The organism is Staphylococcus auricularis (genome assembly GCF_051172115.1).
GTDB classification, from domain to species: Bacteria; Bacillota; Bacilli; order Staphylococcales; family Staphylococcaceae; genus Staphylococcus; species Staphylococcus auricularis_A.
This window is the reverse complement of the sequence record NZ_JBPIZN010000002.1, coordinates 317,991-335,492: the sequence shown is the minus strand read 5'-3', so window position 1 is coordinate 335,492 and position 17,502 is coordinate 317,991. Positions and strand designations below refer to the sequence as shown.

Below are 17,502 nucleotides of genomic sequence, written 5' to 3'. Positions count from 1 at the left end.
ATTCTTATTTTTTTGTAATAAAAACCGCTGTTTATATAAAGATAAAGTTCAAGACAGTGAACTTTACACCGTTTTAAAATGAGTAAATCCAAGATGCTTGCGACGGCACTCCTCAATTTAAGATTGTGATGCGTCTATCTCAGCTTCCGTTAAAGCATATTGAAGCGCTTGTGCTGTTAAATGAGGAAAGTCATGCTGCAATGTTTCTCGTGCAATCATTTCAAACGTTTCAAACTGAAATACTGGCTGACACATACAACCTACGAGCGCATAATGCTCAGGTTGTTCCACAGATGAAGCAAAGATAGTGCCTTTTCGTACAACATATTGCAAGACATCACCCGCTTCGACATTGGGACCCAACGTTACCGTCTCATAATGACCTTCTGGGTCGATTAAATGTAGGGTCAACGTTTGACCGGCATGGAAGTACCATATTTCATCCGCATCGATGCGATGATAATGTGAAATATTGTCGTGCGTTAACAAGAAATAAATGCTTGAATAGCTTTCCCGCTTCAACGTTTCATCATAAGCGCCTCGAATCGTCTCTTTAAAATATCCGCCTTCAGGGTGTGGCATGAGTTCCAATGTATCGATGAGTTGCTGTATAGAATCTTGTGCCATTATTTCAACTCAACATTGTGGAAGACGTTTTGCACATCTTCTAAATCTTCAAGTACGTCGACTAATTTTTCAAATGTTTCTTGATCTTCAGGAGACAGTTCCACTTCTGTTTGTGGTAACATTTCAAACTCTGCTACTTTGAACTCGTCAACGCCAGCAGATTTCAACGCATCTTGGACTTGTGCGAATTGATCCGGTTCTGCATATACCACAACAAGATCATTTTCTTCAAACACGTCGCGCACATCTACTTCTTGTTCCATAAGTGATTCTAGAATGTCATCCACGTCATGACCCTCAAAGGCAAAGACACCAGTGTGGTCAAACATATAAGAAACTGAACCAGATACACCCATGTTACCGCCATTTTTACCAAATGCAGCTCTGACTTCTGATGCAGTACGATTCACATTATTGGCTAGAGCATCAACGATGATCATAGAGCCATTGGGTCCAAACCCTTCGTAGCGTAATTGATCATAGTTTTCTTCGTCGCCACCTTTTGCTTTTTCAATGGCACGGTCGATAATATGTTTCGGTACTGAATATGTTTTCGCTCTTTCTAATGTTAAGCGTAATGTTTGGTTAGCTTCTGGATCAGGTTCACCTGATTGTGCTGCCACATAAATTTCTTTACCAAAGCGCGCATAAATACGACTCGTATTTTTATCCTTTTGCGCTTTTTTCTCTTTTATATTATTCCATTTACGTCCCATGGTTTCATCTCACTTTCTCAAAATCATGTCATAGATAAGTCTATTATACAATAAAAGCGTTGATATACCTAGATGTAAGCTAGAGAGACCGCGATAATCCCATCAAATGATTAAACATTTCGCAGTATATCTCCATTTCGTTGCATCATAACAAAAGGAGATAGAACAACACAATCTTCGTGTCTATTCTATCTCCTCTATTTTTATGGTTCTATTGAAATCAATAAAAAAGAAATAAATTCATTCATTATTTTCTAACGCGATCAGCTAATCTTAATACATCTCTGACGATATTTAGTAAGTTGATGAATAGATTAAAACCGAGTTCACGAGCATTAAAGTTGCCGCGTTTCATACGGTTAAAGTCAAAGATCGTATACATTAGGAATAATAGTAAACCAACAATCGTTGTAATAGTATGGTAAACCGTATTGTTAATGAAGATACCAACAATACCAGCGATAATGAGTGATACGAGGATGACAAATAAGTATCTTCCCATACCAGATGCGTCGTTGATTAAGAAATAACCGATTAAGCCGAATACGATAAATGCACTGATTGCGAGAATGACGTTTTTATAGAAGACTTCTGCGCCTAAATTTTGCAAGTAAATCGTAAATGTTGCAAATGATAACAGCCCAATCGCAAGCGTATAGATGTGAGACATTACAATACCATATTTACGCCCGTGTTTAATAAATAAGTTAGCTAAGACAAGAACCAGTAACACGAGAGATAATGGTTTTCTCCATTCCATTGGTAAGAATTGTCCGAAATAACAACCTACACCAAAGATAAGCCAATAATAAATAAAGAATAGCCAAACTTTACCGTAGGATTTGCTTTCAGATTTCTCTTTTTTCTCTTTCTTTTCCTGTTTCGATGCTGTATCAGCCATGCGATAGGCCCCCTTTTTCTTATTGTAGTACTGTTTACATTCTCACAAATTCAACTACCCTAATCAAGCAATTCAATATATAATCAATTATTACAGGATTGCGTACTTTTTATAAAAGCTATTTTTATGTGATTTTTAATGAATACCGTCGTTGACCTATTTTTAAGACTTTAATTTAAAAAAACAATTATTACTAAATATTACATCTTCATAACAAACCCCCACAGCTGCTTCATTTTTTGTTACGATATGAATTGTCTTATTATCCGAATAAATTTAAATACAAAAAGAATATAAGTCATTACAGACTTAGTTGAATTAAAGGAGGAGTATCGTTGAAAAAGTTAGCTTTTACCCTTACTGCTGCATCAGGGGCTGCAGCGTTCTTAGCTAGTCATGACGCTGAAGCTTCGACTCAGCATACAGTTCAATCCGGTGAATCACTTTGGAGTATTGCACAACAACACAATACTTCAGTAGATGCCATCAAAAAGAACAATAATTTAACTGACAACATGGTGTTCCCAGGTCAAGTTCTTACAATCGGTGGCAGCTCAAACAGCTCTAGCTCTAGTTCAAACCAAAGTTCTAAATCTACACAAGGTACAAGCCAATCATCAGGTAGTACCCATACTGTAAAATCAGGTGAATCATTAAACATGATTGCTAACCAATACGGTGTGTCTGTAGATGCGTTAATGCGTGCAAATAATTTAAATGGTTATTTAATTCATCCAGATCAAACATTAACAATCCCTAATGGATCAACTACATCTGGTGGAGGGAGTGGCAGCAGTGCTACTCAAAATAACACATCACACTCAACGAACTCTCCAGTGTTCAACCATCAAAACTTATATGACTGGGGTCAATGTACTTGGCACGTATTTAATCGTCGTGCCGAAACTGGACAAGGTATCAGCACTTACTGGTGGAACGCTGATCACTGGGCAAGCAATGCAGCTGCAGATGGTTATTTAGTAGATAACAGACCTGAAGCTGGTGCGATCTTACAAACATACGCAGGTGCTGTAGGACACGTTGCTTATGTTGAACAAGTCAACCCAGATGGTAGTCTTTTAATTTCTGAAATGAACTATAATACACCACCAGGCGTTGTAGATTACCGTACAATTCCAGCATCAGAAGTTTCAAGCTATAATTACATTCATTAATTTTAATCATACATTTATTTTACCCTTCGACATTGAACCATCATGGTTGGATATCGAAGGGCTTTTTTTAGGCCTGAAAATATGAACTTATGATATAACGAAAAAGGCATTGGTAAAACCGATTTGGTTAAACCAATGCCTTATTTTATATCATTATGAGAAAATGTTGCCACCTACACGCCACGTGTGATGTCGCAATAATGTTAAAGAAAAATATCAAATACGAAAAAGACCAAGGCTGCGAGTATGGCAGAAATCGGTAACGTAATCACCCATGTAATGACCATACGTTTCGCTGTATTCCATTTCACGCCTTTAATCCGATTTGAAGCACCCACACCTAAGATAGATGACGATACAACATGTGTCGTAGATAATGGGAAGTGTAATGAAGATGCGACAAAGATCGTTAAGGCAGAAGATAAGTCAGCTGCTGCCCCATTTGCTGGGCGGATCTTCATGATGTTACCGCCAACGGTTTTAATGATCTTCCAACCCCCTACTGCAGTACCTAGACCCATGGCTGTCGCACAGGCCACTTTAACCCAGAACTGGGGTTCCACACTACCGCCATTTTGTAATCCTGCGACGATTAACGCTAATGTAATAATCCCCATTGATTTTTGCGCGTCATTCGTTCCGTGAGAAAATGACTGCAATGACGCAGTAAAGATTTGAAAGTATCTAAAGTTGCGGTTGGTTTTTGTTAAGTTTGCATTTTTGAATACGATTTTCACAACGCTGTAAATACAAAATCCGACGCAAAATGCAATTAAAGGAGACAATAACAGCACGATGATGATTTTTGAAAAACCTTGATAGTGTAACACATTAAAGGAATGCTGAGACGCAATCGCTGCCCCTGCTATCGCACCAATTAACGCGTGGGAGGAGGAACTTGGTATCCCGTACACCCATGTGATTAAATTCCATGCAATTGCTGCGATGATAGCAGCAAGCACAACGACTAATCCATTTTGTAGTTTGAATGGGTCAACGATATCGCTTGTTATCGTTCCAGCAACCCCTGTGAACGTCAATGCCCCGATAAAGTTCATAATTGCAGCTAGGAAAATAGCAACCTTTGGCGTCAATGCTCTCGTCGATACGGCTGTTGCTACCGCATTGGCAGTATCATGGAAGCCATTGATGAAGTCAAAAATCAAACTGAAAATAACAATCGCAATCGTAATGACAAGTATATAATCCATTGTGAAGTCTCCTTAGCTATTTTTCATGATAATAGTTTCAAAATTATTTGCTACAGCTTGACACTTATCGGATATTTCTTCCATACTTTCATAGATTTCTTTAATTTTGATTAACGTGACTGGATCTGTTTCACTGTTGAAAATATGTTTAATAGACTGTCTTAGAATGCCATCACAGTTGGTTTCGAATTCTTTAATGTTAATAGAATGAATGCGCATGTGAGATAATTTTTTCTCAACGAGTAATCCCACTGCGAGTTTCATTTCAGCGACGGCTTTTTGAATGTTATCTACGAATTTAGCCATGTAATCGTCTGTATATTCAATTGAATACATTTCAAACATTGCTGATGTTTCTTCCATCGCATCTAACACATCATCAATCGCATTACACAATGATAAGATATCTTCACGTTCGATTGGTGTAATAAACGTTTGGTTCAAGTCAGATATCACTTGATGCATGAGTTCATCACCGTGTGATTCATAAGTTTTAATGTTATCTGAGTAAGCTTTAAGATCTAGGTGGGTATTAAAATCCATCTTGCCAAACTCTATTGCTGCACGATCTAGATTATAGACCATCTCTTCTAGTTGAATCATAAACTTATCTTTTTTCTTATTAAACATTTAATAATCCTCCGATTGGGGCCAAAACATAAATACATTTGTACCTCCATTACATTTATGTTTGCTCCGCTTCAATAAATTTATTTAATCCCTTTCGACACAAAGACTGATAAGATACGCATCCGACACAAAATAGCCCCCATGCTATTTCATCTCGATCGACCATAATGGTGGCATATTCTCATAAATCAAAAATGTCTTAACTTGAAAATAGCACAAAATTTACAAACTCACAATTAAATTTACAAATTCTTAACATTCGAAATGCCGTTTACCTTTCTTACTTTAAAATTTCCACAAATTCCCTCATTGTGTTACTCTATGTAGTGCAACTCAATCGAAAGGATTCGCATTAAGTACACCAACCATTCAAGGAGATCAATCAACTTTCCGATGAGAAACACAAAATGTTTTGTTTTTGTTAATATTTTTAAACGTTAAAAAATTTCTTCTAAATTTAAGTCTTTGATTAAATTTTATACTATAATAGTATTTAGATATCTACGAATTGAGGTGAAATGATATGTCGCATATGATTCGAGAAATCAGTATTAAAGATGTAGATGAATTTGTCTCTCTAGTAAGTAAAATATATGATGAATCTGATTATATGGTATATAACCAAGGTGAGTATGCGCCCTCAAAAACAGATGCCATCGATCACCTTGAATACTTTATTACCTCACCCGCAAACGCCATCTTCGTAGCAGAACATAATGGAGAACTTGTCGGCTATACGATTGTAACGACTGAAAGTTTAGAACGAACGAAACATGAAGCGAAAGTGACATTAGGTGTGATACGTCATTATCGCGAACGTGGATTAGGTCGCGCACTTATTAACTCCGTCGAAGCCTGGTGCACTAATCATCAAATTCGTCGTATTGAAGTATCGGTCGTCCCTGAAAATACCGCCGCTGTTGATATGTTCAAAGATGCCGGCTTCAAAATCGAAGGTGAACTACGTGATAAACTGTATATTGACGACCGCTATTATAATAAATACGTCATGGCAAAATTATTAATTTAATACCGCCCAGCTTCAAACAATGACACAAGCAATCTAAAAACGCCCATCAAAGTATTACGCACTAGTGTAAACTTTGACGGACGTATTTTTTTACACATTTTTAAAATTAATATGGATCTAGTGTAACGCCTTCATCAGAGTCTGAAGGTTGATTGAATGTTGATGATGACGTGTTACGACTGAGAAACTTCAATGTTTCTTCAATATTCCGCTTAGATTCAGGTAATTCTAAATGGAATTGATATTGATGTTTCAAATGGTGTGAGCCATCATAAAAGAATGTCGAAACTGGGATGTTTTTTGCATTTAACGCTTCATTAAATGACTTATTTTGACTGACGAATGGATCTGCATCACCAACAGATAGAAACGTCGCCGGGTAGTCCTCAGTTATATGGTTAATCGTAGACATTTGGGACAGATTTTTAAATTGTTTATCCCACGCATGCTCTCCGGTATAACTTTCCATAAATAATTGAATCCGCGGGAACTCAGTTGCTTTCACCGTCTTCATGTCATAGAACCCACCATAAAAGATTGCGGCTTTGATTGCATCTGGCTGAAACTGTTGTTCAAAGTGCATATCCTCACGCAACTGCTGATTTGTTTGCATCGCTGTATACTGACTTGCCATTTGTGCACCTGCAGAATCTCCACCAATAACAACTTGATTAAAATCAATTGGTAACTTGTGTGTATTACGTTTCATAAATCGTACAGCTGCGTCCATTTGTTGTAATTGGGTTGGATAACGATATTCCGGTGCCAATGCATAATCTATATTCACGATGATATATCCTTGTTCCGCGATTTCTGCGAGTAAAGGATTTTTATATTGCTTATCTCCTGCAATATAGCCTCCCCCGTGGAGCCAAAAGATGATTGGGAGTTTATTGTCTCGATCTAGATTCCGTGGCGTAATAATGTCAAGTCGACTATTCGGAATAGCTTCACTGTATGTAATGTCGATAAATGAATTCACTTTTTTATTGTTGATTTGTACTTTTTGTTTGGTACCTTCATTCTTATGTACTTCATCATAGTGATATTTTAAGCGTAACCCTGTCAGTAAAGCCACGGCTAAAATGACACATATCGTAATGATCAGCCATTTACGTCTCTGCTGCATATAAACCTTTCCTTTCGAAAGCATTGTATCACAATTTATTTTACGTTGATATGGTTAACGCAACACATATGTCTAGTCTATGTGACTTTAAGCTGATATTCAAAAATTTTTACAAAACAATATGCACGTGTGAGTTTCAGGTAACATAAAAAAGCCCAAAGCGTAATCTCTTACACTTTGAGCTTTCTACTTATGATGCATCTTATCTCAATATTGCTTGAACATTAAGCAATGAAGTTTTTGTTTTTACGTTTACGTAGGTAATATTTGATAAGCACGCCGATAACAACGATTAAGCCTACATAACCCATGATTGGGTATAATTTATCGACAAGTCCATCGAATCCTACGAAGCTTAGAACGTATGCCGCTAATACCATGACAATAATGAAGATATGGTATTTTTTAGAATACGGTTCTGTAAATCTTGAAGCAAATGAGTACATTAGTCCAAGAATTGTGTTGTACATAACTGCCAACATGATGACAGATAAAACAATTGCAATCCAAGGATGGATGCTATTCGCTAATGACAATGTAGGAATAGATGCGTCTTTGATTGCTGGATATTCAGATTGTAATGCAAAGTTGATAAGTGCGAGTAATACCATGTATACCACACCACCGAATAATGCACCAGCACCTGAAACAAGTTTACCAGATGCGTCACCGCCGATTGCTACGACAGTACTGAATCCAACTGCGAATGCTAAACCACCATAGTTAATACCATAGAGGATAGCTAACCAAGGACTGTCATTTTCAACTACATCGTTAACTTGGTTTAATCCAATATCGCCGTTGAGTAAATAATAAGCTGCGATAATCACAACTAAGATGATTAAGAATGGTGTAACAACACCTAATGCACGGACGATTTTTTCAAAGTCCATTAATAATGTGATATAAATGATACCTACCATGATTAATGAACCTAACCATGTTGGAATGTTAAAACTTTCTTCAAATGTTGATCCTGCTCCGGCTATCATTGTTACTGAAATACCGAATAGGAAGAAAACTAATAGATAGTCTACAACTTTACCTAAACCATTACCGAATAAATAAGTTAATGTAGACTCATGATTGGTAGCATCGAATGCTGAACCAATTTTAGCAACTTGTCGGCCAATAAATCCGAGAATTAATCCGGAAAGGATAACACCGACATAAGCCCATAGTCCATATTGTGAGAAGAATTGCATGACTTCTTGCCCGGTAGAGAATCCGGCGCCGACTACAATCCCCACATAAGCAAAACCAATTTTTATTGCTTCTTTATTAAAGCCCATGTATTTTTTTACCTCCTCATAGTCAACACATTAAAATATTATAACGTACTAACAACATAATGCAATGCTAACAAGTGTATTTTTACATAATTGCACTTAGCGAAGTTTACAAAATACATTAAAATTTAATTTTAAATAATCTCTTCCAAGTAATAAAAATAAGCTCAAAATATTACGGATTACCTTAATAGAGGTAACGAGACGTTTATGCTTTTTATAACTATACATTATATCGAATAATTAATAGGATGTTTGAGAAAATTCACACATTTTCTAAAGTGTAAAATTTCCGCATTAAAAATTTCATTTTCATCCGACTTTGGACCTATTTGTCCACTTCTTTTTACAATTTCAGCTATGATGCTTGCCGCGTGAACGTGATACATTTTAATTAAAAATGTCATTTGATAGCCATACACATTAAAATAACGCCCTAATCATTAACCGCAGTGGTTAACGTCGAGGGCGTTTCATCCTTTATGTTGTTTAAAATTTCATTTTTCTCAAAAGGAGGCGCTCATAGACACCATTAGTCCGTATTTTTGAACTGGGCTAACTCATTAAAGTCAACCACAACTTGATCAAGACGTTTAGCAGTGTCTTTCACTACATTACGTGCGACATTGTTTGATGGATCTAATTTTAAAATTTGTCGTGCGACTTCTAACGCATGTTTATCAGAAATCACTGGTTCTGGTACTGCGTGAAGTAACAACATTTGGAGTAAACTTTTAACTTCTTTACCGTCAGTTAACTGGATAGAAGACTCTGCATGATAGTAAGCTGAATCTAAAGCACCTTTAAATTCACTTAACGGATACACGAGAAGTAAGAATGCTAAATCGTGTAATTCAGCCGTTTCTTCTTCTTTCATCATATCTAATACGCATGTGTAATACATCGTACTTTCTACTTCATGTGCACTAGAAATAAATGCTTCTTCAAAATCCATAAAATCTGTTTCGGACATTAAGCGCTTTACAGACTCAAATTCGCCGTTTAAGACATGTTTTTTTATTAAATCTTTCATGGCTCTTTGTCCTCCTACTTTTCATTTCTCTTACAATCAATCTACATTCTATCATATTTTGCTATATTAATCATTTGTTAACTGAATGATTCTTAAATTTTTTGTTTCTAAAATTGTTTTATAACATCATATAACTTATTGATCGCTTATAGGGAAATGCTTGTCTAATTCATCGAGGACTTCATCAATAGTTGCTCCGAGTGATAACTTCACTGCAGCTGTAAAACTCCCTTCCACAATAGGAGCTTCTGCTTTTACAATGCGTTGTGAACCTTGATAAAGTTCAAGTGCCATATCTAAATTCATGCCTGCTGAACCGATGTCGTAAAAGCAAATCGCGTCATCAGTTAAGCCATCAATCATTCGTTGAATCGCTTCATACGATGTTCCAATCTCACCTTGATGACCACCTTGGCACGCTACTTCTACATTGGAAACCATTTGTTGTAATATTGCTTTCGTACCTTGAGCCACTTGCTCACTATGGCTCACCAATACAATACTTGTCATATTACTCATCTCCTATTAATGCGTTTAATATATAAACACTACTTTGTGCCCCTGGATCGACATGTCCTAAAGATTCCTCTTTAAAATAAGCTGCTCTACCTTTTGTGGCTTCAATATCTTTTGTATCGTCAGCAAAAGATTGAAGTGTAGAGAGAGATACAGTTTGGTTATCTGCCACCGCTTGTCGTGCACGTTCAATGACATCAAACATCGTTTTTTCATTTAATGAAACTTTACCACGTTGTGCGACAGCATCTGAAAATGCCTTTAATACCTCTTTCAAATTGTCTCTATCGATCTCATCGTTGACGACTTGAGCCATTTTCACAAAGCTAAAGCCATACAATGGTCCGGAAGCCCCACCTACTTGAGACATGAGCGTCATACCTATTGATTTAAATAACTCAGACATTGAACTGTCGTTGAGCTTTGGAGGGAGTGCTTGAAATCCTCTCAACATGTTCACACCATGGTCTCCGTCGCCGATAGCACGATCTAGTTCAGTTAAGAGAGATTCTTGATTTTCAAATACTTCAACTAATTGAATAAAGTGATCTTTCATTTCATATACATCCATGTATAACTCTCCTTATTTAAAATATTGACTCTCTGATTGTGCGGTTAATGCGGTTAACTGATCATCTGTTACAGGAGCAAGTGTGAGCGATACGCCTTGCATATCGAGTGAGGTCATATAATCTCCAACAAACCAATATTGCACCTTGATCTCGTGTTGGTCTAATAATTCAGCAGTATATTTCGTTACGATATTAAGTTCAGACAGTGGTATAGCGCCCATACCGTTGACCATTACAACGACTTCCTTAGCATCGACTTCTTTTAATACTGTATCGAGGAGACGTTTAACGACCTCGTCGACTGCTTGCATCGGTTCTTTAGAAATGCCTCTTTCCCCATGAATACCGATGCCTAATTCCATCTCGTCTTCAGCGATATCAAATCCATACTGCCCTGTTGTCGGTACGTAAGGTGCAGTGAGTGCCATACCTATCGATTTGATACCTTCATTAAATGCAGTAACTCGATCTTTGATGTCTGGTAAACTTAGACCTTGTTCAGCTAAATAACCAGCATATTTGTGCACGAGGATCGTACCTGCGACACCTCTACGTTGTTCTACATTGCTCACAGCGACATCATCTCGGACAACGACCATTTCAACGGAGATGTCTTCCATTTCCGCCATTTCTTGAGCCATTTCAAAGTTCATGACGTCCCCAGCATAGTTTTTCACAATCAGTAATACCCCGTCACCAGTATTGACGGATTTGATTGCACTTAATATTTTATCTGGAGTCGGCGAAGTAAAAATCTCACCACATACAGCCGCATCTAACATGCCTTCCGCTACATAACCAGCGTGTGCGGGTTCATGACCGCTTCCTCCTCCTGAAACGATAGCGACACCTGATTGCTTTTGTTGTGCTCTTACGACGACTGTATCTTCTATCACTGTTACTGTATCATCTTGTATATCTAATCCTGCTAACATATCTTGAATCATTTGTTCACGTGCTTTGATTAATTTTTTCATACTCCTAACCTCCTCCAATCTAAGTTGCTTATAGTATACCTCAATTATAGTACTTCATGCGAATTTCACTGTGACCGCTTTCTTAAACATACTTCTATTTAAATGGCTTCATTTTCCAACCAAATGAAAAAAGCGATTGAGACACTCTAAGAAATGGTCTCAACCGCTATATATCATTAAACTGATCTAGTTTTATACATTAAATATAAGAAGTAAGGGGCCCCGATTACAGCAACCACAATACCTGCAGGCACGCCTGAAGGTTGTAAAATCACTTTACCTACTGTATCTGCAAAAACTAACAGACAAGCACCCACTAAAATACAAATCGGTAGAAATAATTGGTGACGTGGTCCGACGATGGACTTCGCAATGTGCGGTCCCATCAATCCAATGAAGCCGATTGAACCTGCTACTGAAACAGCAGCTGATGATAATACGACGGCTGTGATTAACAACACAAAGCGCTCTATACTCACACGAACGCCGACACCTTGTGCTACAAATTCATGTGTGTTTAATAAGTTTAAGACGTTGGATTTCGCAAATAAAAATGGAACGATAATCAATACCCATGGTAAAAATACAATGACAAATGCCCACTCATCTCCCCATATATTACCTGCGAACCAAGTTGCTATAAATTCGGCCTGATCCTCATCAAACTTAGCCATCAATGTCAAGGAAGCGCCGGTTAATCCTGTTGCTAACCCGACACCAATCAACACCATGCTAGAAGGGGTGATCCCTTTACCTTGGTTATAACTTAAACCAAATATAATAAGCGATGTAACCACACCACCGATTAAGCTCACTAAAGGTAATACATAAACAAAAGTGCTCGGATCGATATGGCCAATTGTAATAAATAATGCGATGGCGAAACCACTACCCGCATTGATACCGAGAATCCCTGGTTCAGCTAACGGATTACGTGTGATACTTTGAATAATCGCACCACTCATTGCGAGGGCAGCACCTACGAGTAATGTGATGAGCATTCTCGGCATTCTGAAATCGAGTAAAATTAAATTCTCAGTGTACTCTCCTTGTCCGAGGATCGTATGTAAAATCTGTTGAAACGACAACTTGTATTCCCCTGAGGTCATACTCCAAATCACGGCTGCAATCAAGAGTACAATTAGGATTGCAATCGTTATGCGTTGTTTTGTCTTAATCTTAGGATCAATCATGCTGCGCGACCCCCTTTCTTAACAAGATATAAGAAGTAAGGGACGCCGATAAATGAAATGATTGCGCCCATAGGTGCTTCACCCAACATTCGTGCAACCGTATCTGCGACAAGGACGAGTAACGCGCCTAGTAATGCGGTCATCGGAATGACACGACTGTAGTCCGTGCCAACTATGTAACGTACAGTGTGAGGCACGATCAACCCTACAAATGCGACCTGACCTACCATCGCTACTGCGATACCCGCTAGTATCATAGACAATACGAGCGATACGCCACGAATAAGTGAAACATTTTGACCTAAGCCTTTCGCAAGCGATTCACCTAGGTTTAAAATCGTTAATTGTTTACTCATTACGAGAATACATATCAGTGCAATCAGAATAAACGGTGTGGACCAGAAAAGCTGATTCCAATTCGTACCTGACACACCACCTGCTGTCCAGAAGGTAAGATCTTGGTTAATTCTAAATGCTAAAGCTATCCCTTGGCTTAGTGCGGTTAACATCGCACTGACAGCAGCCCCGGCTAAGATGATACGCATCGGGTTAAAGCCATCACTGCGTGCACGACCCATCATGAGTACAATCGTACCACCAAGCATCGCACCTAAAAATCCTGCGAACATGAGCACAAGAAATGGCGCTGCAGGGTAAAATCCTAACGTCAGCGCCAACATGAAAAGCGCACCTGAATTTAATCCAATCAATCCTGGGTCTGCTAAACTGTTTTTCGTTACGCCTTGAATGACTGCCCCAGCTGTGGCGAGTGATACGCCGACTAACAGTGCGCCTATATCTCGAGGGATACGAATTTCACTAATAATGTTATGCTGTTGATTTGTTGAATCATAATTGAATATTGCATCAATAATTGTTGAAATATGGATATCTGCTGCGCCATAAGTAATAGAAAAAATTAATGCCACAACCAACAGTATCGCTGTTACAATCAATGTTGTTATAAAATGAAAATTTCCTTTATTGTTCGTCTGCATTTCATCGTGTCCTTATACTTTGGAATATCTTTTGCGGCATAAATCATAAGTCATTAACATCGGTTTACTGTTACGTGGATCAATGCTAATCTCAACATCTATATCAAATACTTGTTCTAAGATTTCTTTCGTCAACACTTGTTCTGTGCTGCCTTCTGCCACAATTCTACCATCTTTCATTGTAATTAAGTGATCTGAAAAACGAATGGCTTGGTTAATATCGTGTAAAACCATCACGATGGTACAGCCTTGTTCTTGATTAAGCTGAGTCACCAATTCTAAGATTTCTAATTGGTGTGCAATATCTAGGTAAGTGGTTGGTTCGTCTAAGAAGATAATATCTGTACCTTGAGCGATAGCCATCGCAATCCAAACACGTTGGCGTTGACCACCACTCAAATCATTAATGGAACGATAACGGAATTCATCTGTCCCAGTAACAGACATCGCCCAATCAATTTGTTGTTTATCTTCGGCGGTTAAGCGACCAAATCCTTTTTGGTGTGGGAAACGACCGTAAGAGACTAACTCTCCTACTGTTAAACCATCTGCGACTTCTGGTGATTGCGGTAAGATTGCAATTTTTTTCGCCACTTCTTTTGTAGATTGACGATTGATGTCTTCACCATCTAAGACTACTTCACCTTTTTTCGGTGCGAGTAAACGAGAAAGTGCTTTTAGTAATGTAGATTTCCCGCAACCGTTTGGCCCAATGATAGAAGTAATTTTACCATCAGGAATCTCTACATCTAAATTATCGACTATGATGTTGTCGCCATAACCTATTGTAACCTCTCTACCATTTAAACGAGTCATACTCATCTTTCCTCCCAAAGCAATTGAATTCTAAGCTGTGATAAAGGTAACATTCCTATTCTTCTATACCTTCTTAAGGTTATAGGTTGATCTTTGCTTATATATAAAATTTGAACTGTGTGCCAAATTACATTTTTAAAATATTCATCATTGTTCTGTTAATGGTTTCTAACAGCAACTGATAATCATTATCATAGAAAGTATTATAGCATCTTTTAATCCTATTGGCTAATCTAAAATTCAAATTTTATGGGTCTAATATGGTATAAAGTTTGAAACGATGTTTGCGCTTACATATTGATTATGCTCCGATTTTAAAACATTTGGTTATGGCGGATCGCTTGTCGTATAAGGCGTAAGCCTGGATCGATTTGATCTTCGGCGATACGAGTTGTATTGAGTTTTAAAAATTTATCTTTCTCAGGATACCCTGTTATATAATTTTTTCGATAATCATCCACCCGAATGCCAAATTGCTCAAAATCCCGATACAACCCAGTCATATTGATCCGTTTGGGTAACTTAATGACCGTGTGCAATTTATTGTTGTCGTTATACTGATAATGATAAAAATAGCGCTTTAAAGCATATTGCAGTATTTTCACTTTTTGGCGGTGTTTCGTGATAATGTTATTTTTATGTGCATCATAGAGTCCGCTTCGTATAAACGTCTGCATCATCAATTGACTTAATGTATTGGTTTGGATGTCTGCAATTTCTTTCATCTTGATAAATGATTCACCTAATTTCTCAGGTAATACAGCAAATCCTAATCTTTGCCCAGGAAACATGATTTTCGAAAAGCTTTTTAAATAAATGACGTGTTGTTGATCATCTAATTCGTAGAGAGATTTGTATGCATTATGATGTTCAAAATCACCGAGATAATCATCTTCTATTATATAAAAATGATATCTGTAAGCGAGTCGAATGAGTTTAACCTTATCCGTCTCAGTGATTGTCGTGCCGAGTGGATTGTGTAAACGCGGCATTAAATACACATAATCAGGCTGAGCGCGTTGGACGACCGCTTCAAAAACGTCAATATCAAATTCATCTAAATGTCTTCCGAATGTCGCATAATTCAAATCCAACCGTTCGATGAGATTCACCATCTGATGATATGTGGGCTGCTCAATCAATATTTTGTCATGGTTGGTCTTCATCATGAGCGCTAAGAGATGTAGCGCTTGTTGTGTGCCACTCGTAATCACAATTTGATCTGTTTTCGCGAAGATATGCTGATCAGCTAACAATGTTTGAAACGAATATTTTAACGCTGTCTGGCCTGTTACATCTCCATACGTAAATAAATCTTCTTTTTCATTGTTAAATGCAATATCTAAACAGTGGACGTAATGCGCCATGGGAAAATCAGTCCACGACGTTGACGCTGTAGAAAAATCATAAATTAACTCAGATTCACTTTGTTCAACGCGGGTGGGTATAATAAAGTAACCTGCATTCGGTTTGTTATAAACTTTGTTTGCTTGAACCAATAATTGTAACGCTTGCTTAATTGTAGACTGACTCGCATGAAACATCGTCATCAATGATCTAATCGTAGGAAGACGATCTCGATAACGCCCTTCATCTATCAATTGGGACAATTCACTCGCAATCATTTGATATTTGTGCATGGCGGGCCTCCTTTTTTCAATTTAACAGAGTGTGGATAAATAGATACACAACAATAGTAATTTGTATCGATACATTTGATTCATTTCATTCCCTCAATAGTGACTTATTCTATTATGTTATATCTATAGGAGGGTTTCGCATGAAAGATCATAAAGCACTCATTGTTGCTTTTGTATTTTCAGTTATTATCGGTTTATCCTTTATGTTTGTGAAAATATCAATCGAGTTCGAAAGCCAAATCTTAATTTTGGCGCAACGGTTTACCTTTGCCTTTATCGGTGTGCTCGTATTCTTTATCTTTAAACCATTATCTTTAAAATTAAATATTAAAGAACTTATGCTAGTCATTGTGATTTCTATTTTTTATCCTATTATTTTCTTTAGTAGCCAAATCTATGGGCTCAGTCAGTCTACAGTGACTGAAGCTGGTATTATCCAAGCTGTGGCCCCCGCAATCACGGTATTGTTAGGTATTTTATTTTTAAAAGAAGCCGTGAGAAAGGCACAATTGGTTGGCATTCTTCTCAGCATTGCTGGGGTCATATTTCTCCAACTGATGAATGTTCAAGATGTCAACGAACTGCATTTTATAGGTAACTTGTTCATTTTACTTTCAGTCTTTGCAACAGCAATTTGGCAAGTGTTATCCCGGCATGTTTCACAACAGATTGCTCCCATTAAAATAACGATTTATATCATGTTGATTGGTTTCATATTTTTTAATGTCGTTTATTTCTTCAGTGGCGGCACATTCTCAAATTACGGTCAGTCATTGACTCAAATTCCCTATCTCGCTTCATTGATTTTTCTCGGTGTGCTCTCAACATTTGGTACGTCATTACTGTCTATATACGCCGTCTCTCAATTGCCAGTCATACAAGTGACGGTATTTAATAACTTAGCTACACTCATCACAATCCTATCTGGCATATTATTATTGAATGAACCGTTCCATCTTTATCATATCGTAGGTGCTGTAATCATAATAATAGGAGTGGTATTTGTTAATATGCCTAAACAACACCACTCCTGAACTGTTCGTATTCCG

At 37.6% G+C, this 17,502-nt stretch carries 18 protein-coding genes; 3 read left to right on the top strand and 15 right to left on the bottom strand.

Annotated elements, in window-relative coordinates; genetic code table 11:
* Positions 1–117 precede the first annotated feature (117 nt).
* The 3 genes from ACSBRB_RS05755 to ACSBRB_RS05745 form a co-directional block, all read right to left on the bottom strand.
* Positions 118–627 carry a cupin domain-containing protein gene (locus tag ACSBRB_RS05755; RefSeq protein WP_435031982.1) on the bottom strand — a complete coding sequence of 170 codons (510 nt, stop codon included), beginning with the start codon at positions 625–627 and terminating at the stop codon, positions 118–120.
* Positions 627–1,343 carry a YebC/PmpR family DNA-binding transcriptional regulator gene (locus ACSBRB_RS05750; RefSeq protein ID WP_435031981.1) on the bottom strand — a complete coding sequence of 239 codons (717 nt, stop codon included), beginning with the start codon at positions 1,341–1,343 and terminating at the stop codon, positions 627–629. Before ACSBRB_RS05750 ends, ACSBRB_RS05755 begins: the two co-directional genes overlap by 1 nt.
* Before the next feature lie 247 nt (positions 1,344–1,590).
* Positions 1,591–2,244: a Bax inhibitor-1/YccA family protein gene (locus tag ACSBRB_RS05745; protein ID WP_435031980.1), complete on the bottom strand. Its 654-nt coding sequence runs from the start codon at positions 2,242–2,244 to the stop codon at positions 1,591–1,593.
* Between the two features lie 335 nt (positions 2,245–2,579).
* Between ACSBRB_RS05745 and ACSBRB_RS05740 the strand changes: the two genes are divergently transcribed.
* Positions 2,580–3,419, top strand: a complete 840-nt coding sequence (locus tag ACSBRB_RS05740) for a LysM peptidoglycan-binding domain-containing protein (RefSeq protein WP_435031979.1) — start codon at positions 2,580–2,582, stop codon at positions 3,417–3,419.
* 203 nt (positions 3,420–3,622) lie between these two features.
* Here the strand turns inward: ACSBRB_RS05740 and ACSBRB_RS05735 are convergent, their stop codons facing one another.
* The gene (locus ACSBRB_RS05735; RefSeq protein WP_107392902.1) at positions 3,623–4,630 is read right to left on the bottom strand and encodes an inorganic phosphate transporter; all 1,008 of its coding nucleotides are present in this window, start codon (positions 4,628–4,630) and stop codon (positions 3,623–3,625) included.
* A gap of 12 nt (positions 4,631–4,642) precedes the next feature.
* Entirely contained in the window at positions 4,643–5,260 is a 618-nt protein-coding gene (locus tag ACSBRB_RS05730) for a DUF47 domain-containing protein (protein ID WP_435031978.1), read from the bottom strand.
* A 523-nt stretch (positions 5,261–5,783) separates the two neighbouring features.
* Here ACSBRB_RS05730 and ACSBRB_RS05725 point away from each other — a divergent pair.
* Positions 5,784–6,290: a GNAT family N-acetyltransferase gene (locus ACSBRB_RS05725; protein WP_435031977.1), complete on the top strand. Its 507-nt coding sequence runs from the start codon at positions 5,784–5,786 to the stop codon at positions 6,288–6,290.
* A gap of 106 nt (positions 6,291–6,396) precedes the next feature.
* On the opposite strand, the gene ACSBRB_RS05720 is transcribed toward ACSBRB_RS05725, so the two are convergent.
* The 10 genes from ACSBRB_RS05720 to ACSBRB_RS05675 all read right to left on the bottom strand — a co-directional run bounded on the left by ACSBRB_RS05720 (position 6,397) and on the right by ACSBRB_RS05675 (position 16,453).
* Complete coding sequence (locus ACSBRB_RS05720; protein WP_435031976.1) at positions 6,397–7,419, bottom strand: alpha/beta hydrolase; 1,023 nt, start codon at positions 7,417–7,419, stop codon at positions 6,397–6,399.
* 224 nt (positions 7,420–7,643) lie between these two features.
* On the bottom strand, positions 7,644–8,711 hold the full coding sequence (locus tag ACSBRB_RS05715) for a YkvI family membrane protein (protein ID WP_435031975.1): 1,068 nt from the start codon (positions 8,709–8,711) through the stop codon (positions 7,644–7,646).
* 529 nt (positions 8,712–9,240) lie between these two features.
* Entirely contained in the window at positions 9,241–9,741 is a 501-nt protein-coding gene (locus ACSBRB_RS05710) for a hypothetical protein (RefSeq protein ID WP_435031974.1), read from the bottom strand.
* A 135-nt stretch (positions 9,742–9,876) separates the two neighbouring features.
* Positions 9,877–10,251 carry a dihydroxyacetone kinase phosphoryl donor subunit DhaM gene (gene dhaM / locus ACSBRB_RS05705; protein WP_435031973.1) on the bottom strand — a complete coding sequence of 125 codons (375 nt, stop codon included), beginning with the start codon at positions 10,249–10,251 and terminating at the stop codon, positions 9,877–9,879.
* A 1-nt stretch (position 10,252) separates the two neighbouring features.
* Positions 10,253–10,828, bottom strand: a complete 576-nt coding sequence (gene dhaL / locus ACSBRB_RS05700; protein ID WP_435031972.1) for a dihydroxyacetone kinase subunit DhaL — start codon at positions 10,826–10,828, stop codon at positions 10,253–10,255.
* Positions 10,829–10,840: 12 nt separating this feature from the next.
* Complete coding sequence (gene dhaK / locus ACSBRB_RS05695; RefSeq protein ID WP_435031971.1) at positions 10,841–11,806, bottom strand: dihydroxyacetone kinase subunit DhaK; 966 nt, start codon at positions 11,804–11,806, stop codon at positions 10,841–10,843.
* 176 nt (positions 11,807–11,982) lie between these two features.
* Positions 11,983–12,999 carry a FecCD family ABC transporter permease gene (locus ACSBRB_RS05690; protein ID WP_435031970.1) on the bottom strand — a complete coding sequence of 339 codons (1,017 nt, stop codon included), beginning with the start codon at positions 12,997–12,999 and terminating at the stop codon, positions 11,983–11,985.
* The gene (locus ACSBRB_RS05685) at positions 12,996–13,997 is read right to left on the bottom strand and encodes a FecCD family ABC transporter permease (RefSeq protein WP_435031969.1); all 1,002 of its coding nucleotides are present in this window, start codon (positions 13,995–13,997) and stop codon (positions 12,996–12,998) included. Before ACSBRB_RS05685 ends, ACSBRB_RS05690 begins: the two co-directional genes overlap by 4 nt.
* Before the next feature lie 12 nt (positions 13,998–14,009).
* On the bottom strand, positions 14,010–14,813 hold the full coding sequence (locus tag ACSBRB_RS05680) for an ABC transporter ATP-binding protein (protein ID WP_435031968.1): 804 nt from the start codon (positions 14,811–14,813) through the stop codon (positions 14,010–14,012).
* Positions 14,814–15,127: 314 nt separating this feature from the next.
* Positions 15,128–16,453 carry an aminotransferase-like domain-containing protein gene (locus ACSBRB_RS05675; protein WP_435031967.1) on the bottom strand — a complete coding sequence of 442 codons (1,326 nt, stop codon included), beginning with the start codon at positions 16,451–16,453 and terminating at the stop codon, positions 15,128–15,130.
* Between the two features lie 140 nt (positions 16,454–16,593).
* Here ACSBRB_RS05675 and ACSBRB_RS05670 point away from each other — a divergent pair, with 140 nt between their 5' ends.
* Positions 16,594–17,487, top strand: a complete 894-nt coding sequence (locus ACSBRB_RS05670; RefSeq protein ID WP_435031966.1) for a DMT family transporter — start codon at positions 16,594–16,596, stop codon at positions 17,485–17,487.
* Positions 17,488–17,502: the final 15 nt, after the last annotated feature.

Excerpts from the sequence above, each read along its gene's own strand:
- ACSBRB_RS05755 (WP_435031982.1), bottom strand. The coding sequence starts at position 627 with ATGGCACAAGATTCTATACAGCAACTCATCGATACATTGGAACTCATG.
- ACSBRB_RS05750 (WP_435031981.1), bottom strand. The coding sequence starts at position 1,343 with ATGGGACGTAAATGGAATAATATAAAAGAGAAAAAAGCGCAAAAGGAT.
- ACSBRB_RS05745 (WP_435031980.1), bottom strand. The coding sequence starts at position 2,244 with ATGGCTGATACAGCATCGAAACAGGAAAAGAAAGAGAAAAAAGAGAAA.
- ACSBRB_RS05735 (WP_107392902.1), bottom strand. The coding sequence starts at position 4,630 with ATGGATTATATACTTGTCATTACGATTGCGATTGTTATTTTCAGTTTG.
- ACSBRB_RS05730 (WP_435031978.1), bottom strand. The coding sequence starts at position 5,260 with ATGTTTAATAAGAAAAAAGATAAGTTTATGATTCAACTAGAAGAGATG.
- ACSBRB_RS05725 (WP_435031977.1), top strand. The coding sequence starts at position 5,784 with ATGTCGCATATGATTCGAGAAATCAGTATTAAAGATGTAGATGAATTT.
- ACSBRB_RS05720 (WP_435031976.1), bottom strand. The coding sequence starts at position 7,419 with ATGCAGCAGAGACGTAAATGGCTGATCATTACGATATGTGTCATTTTA.
- ACSBRB_RS05715 (WP_435031975.1), bottom strand. The coding sequence starts at position 8,711 with ATGGGCTTTAATAAAGAAGCAATAAAAATTGGTTTTGCTTATGTGGGG.
- ACSBRB_RS05710 (WP_435031974.1), bottom strand. The coding sequence starts at position 9,741 with ATGAAAGATTTAATAAAAAAACATGTCTTAAACGGCGAATTTGAGTCT.
- dhaM (WP_435031973.1), bottom strand. The coding sequence starts at position 10,251 with ATGACAAGTATTGTATTGGTGAGCCATAGTGAGCAAGTGGCTCAAGGT.
- dhaL (WP_435031972.1), bottom strand. The coding sequence starts at position 10,828 with ATGGATGTATATGAAATGAAAGATCACTTTATTCAATTAGTTGAAGTA.
- dhaK (WP_435031971.1), bottom strand. The coding sequence starts at position 11,806 with ATGAAAAAATTAATCAAAGCACGTGAACAAATGATTCAAGATATGTTA.
- ACSBRB_RS05690 (WP_435031970.1), bottom strand. The coding sequence starts at position 12,999 with ATGATTGATCCTAAGATTAAGACAAAACAACGCATAACGATTGCAATC.
- ACSBRB_RS05685 (WP_435031969.1), bottom strand. The coding sequence starts at position 13,997 with ATGCAGACGAACAATAAAGGAAATTTTCATTTTATAACAACATTGATT.
- ACSBRB_RS05680 (WP_435031968.1), bottom strand. The coding sequence starts at position 14,813 with ATGACTCGTTTAAATGGTAGAGAGGTTACAATAGGTTATGGCGACAAC.
- ACSBRB_RS05675 (WP_435031967.1), bottom strand. The coding sequence starts at position 16,453 with ATGCACAAATATCAAATGATTGCGAGTGAATTGTCCCAATTGATAGAT.
- ACSBRB_RS05670 (WP_435031966.1), top strand. The coding sequence starts at position 16,594 with ATGAAAGATCATAAAGCACTCATTGTTGCTTTTGTATTTTCAGTTATT.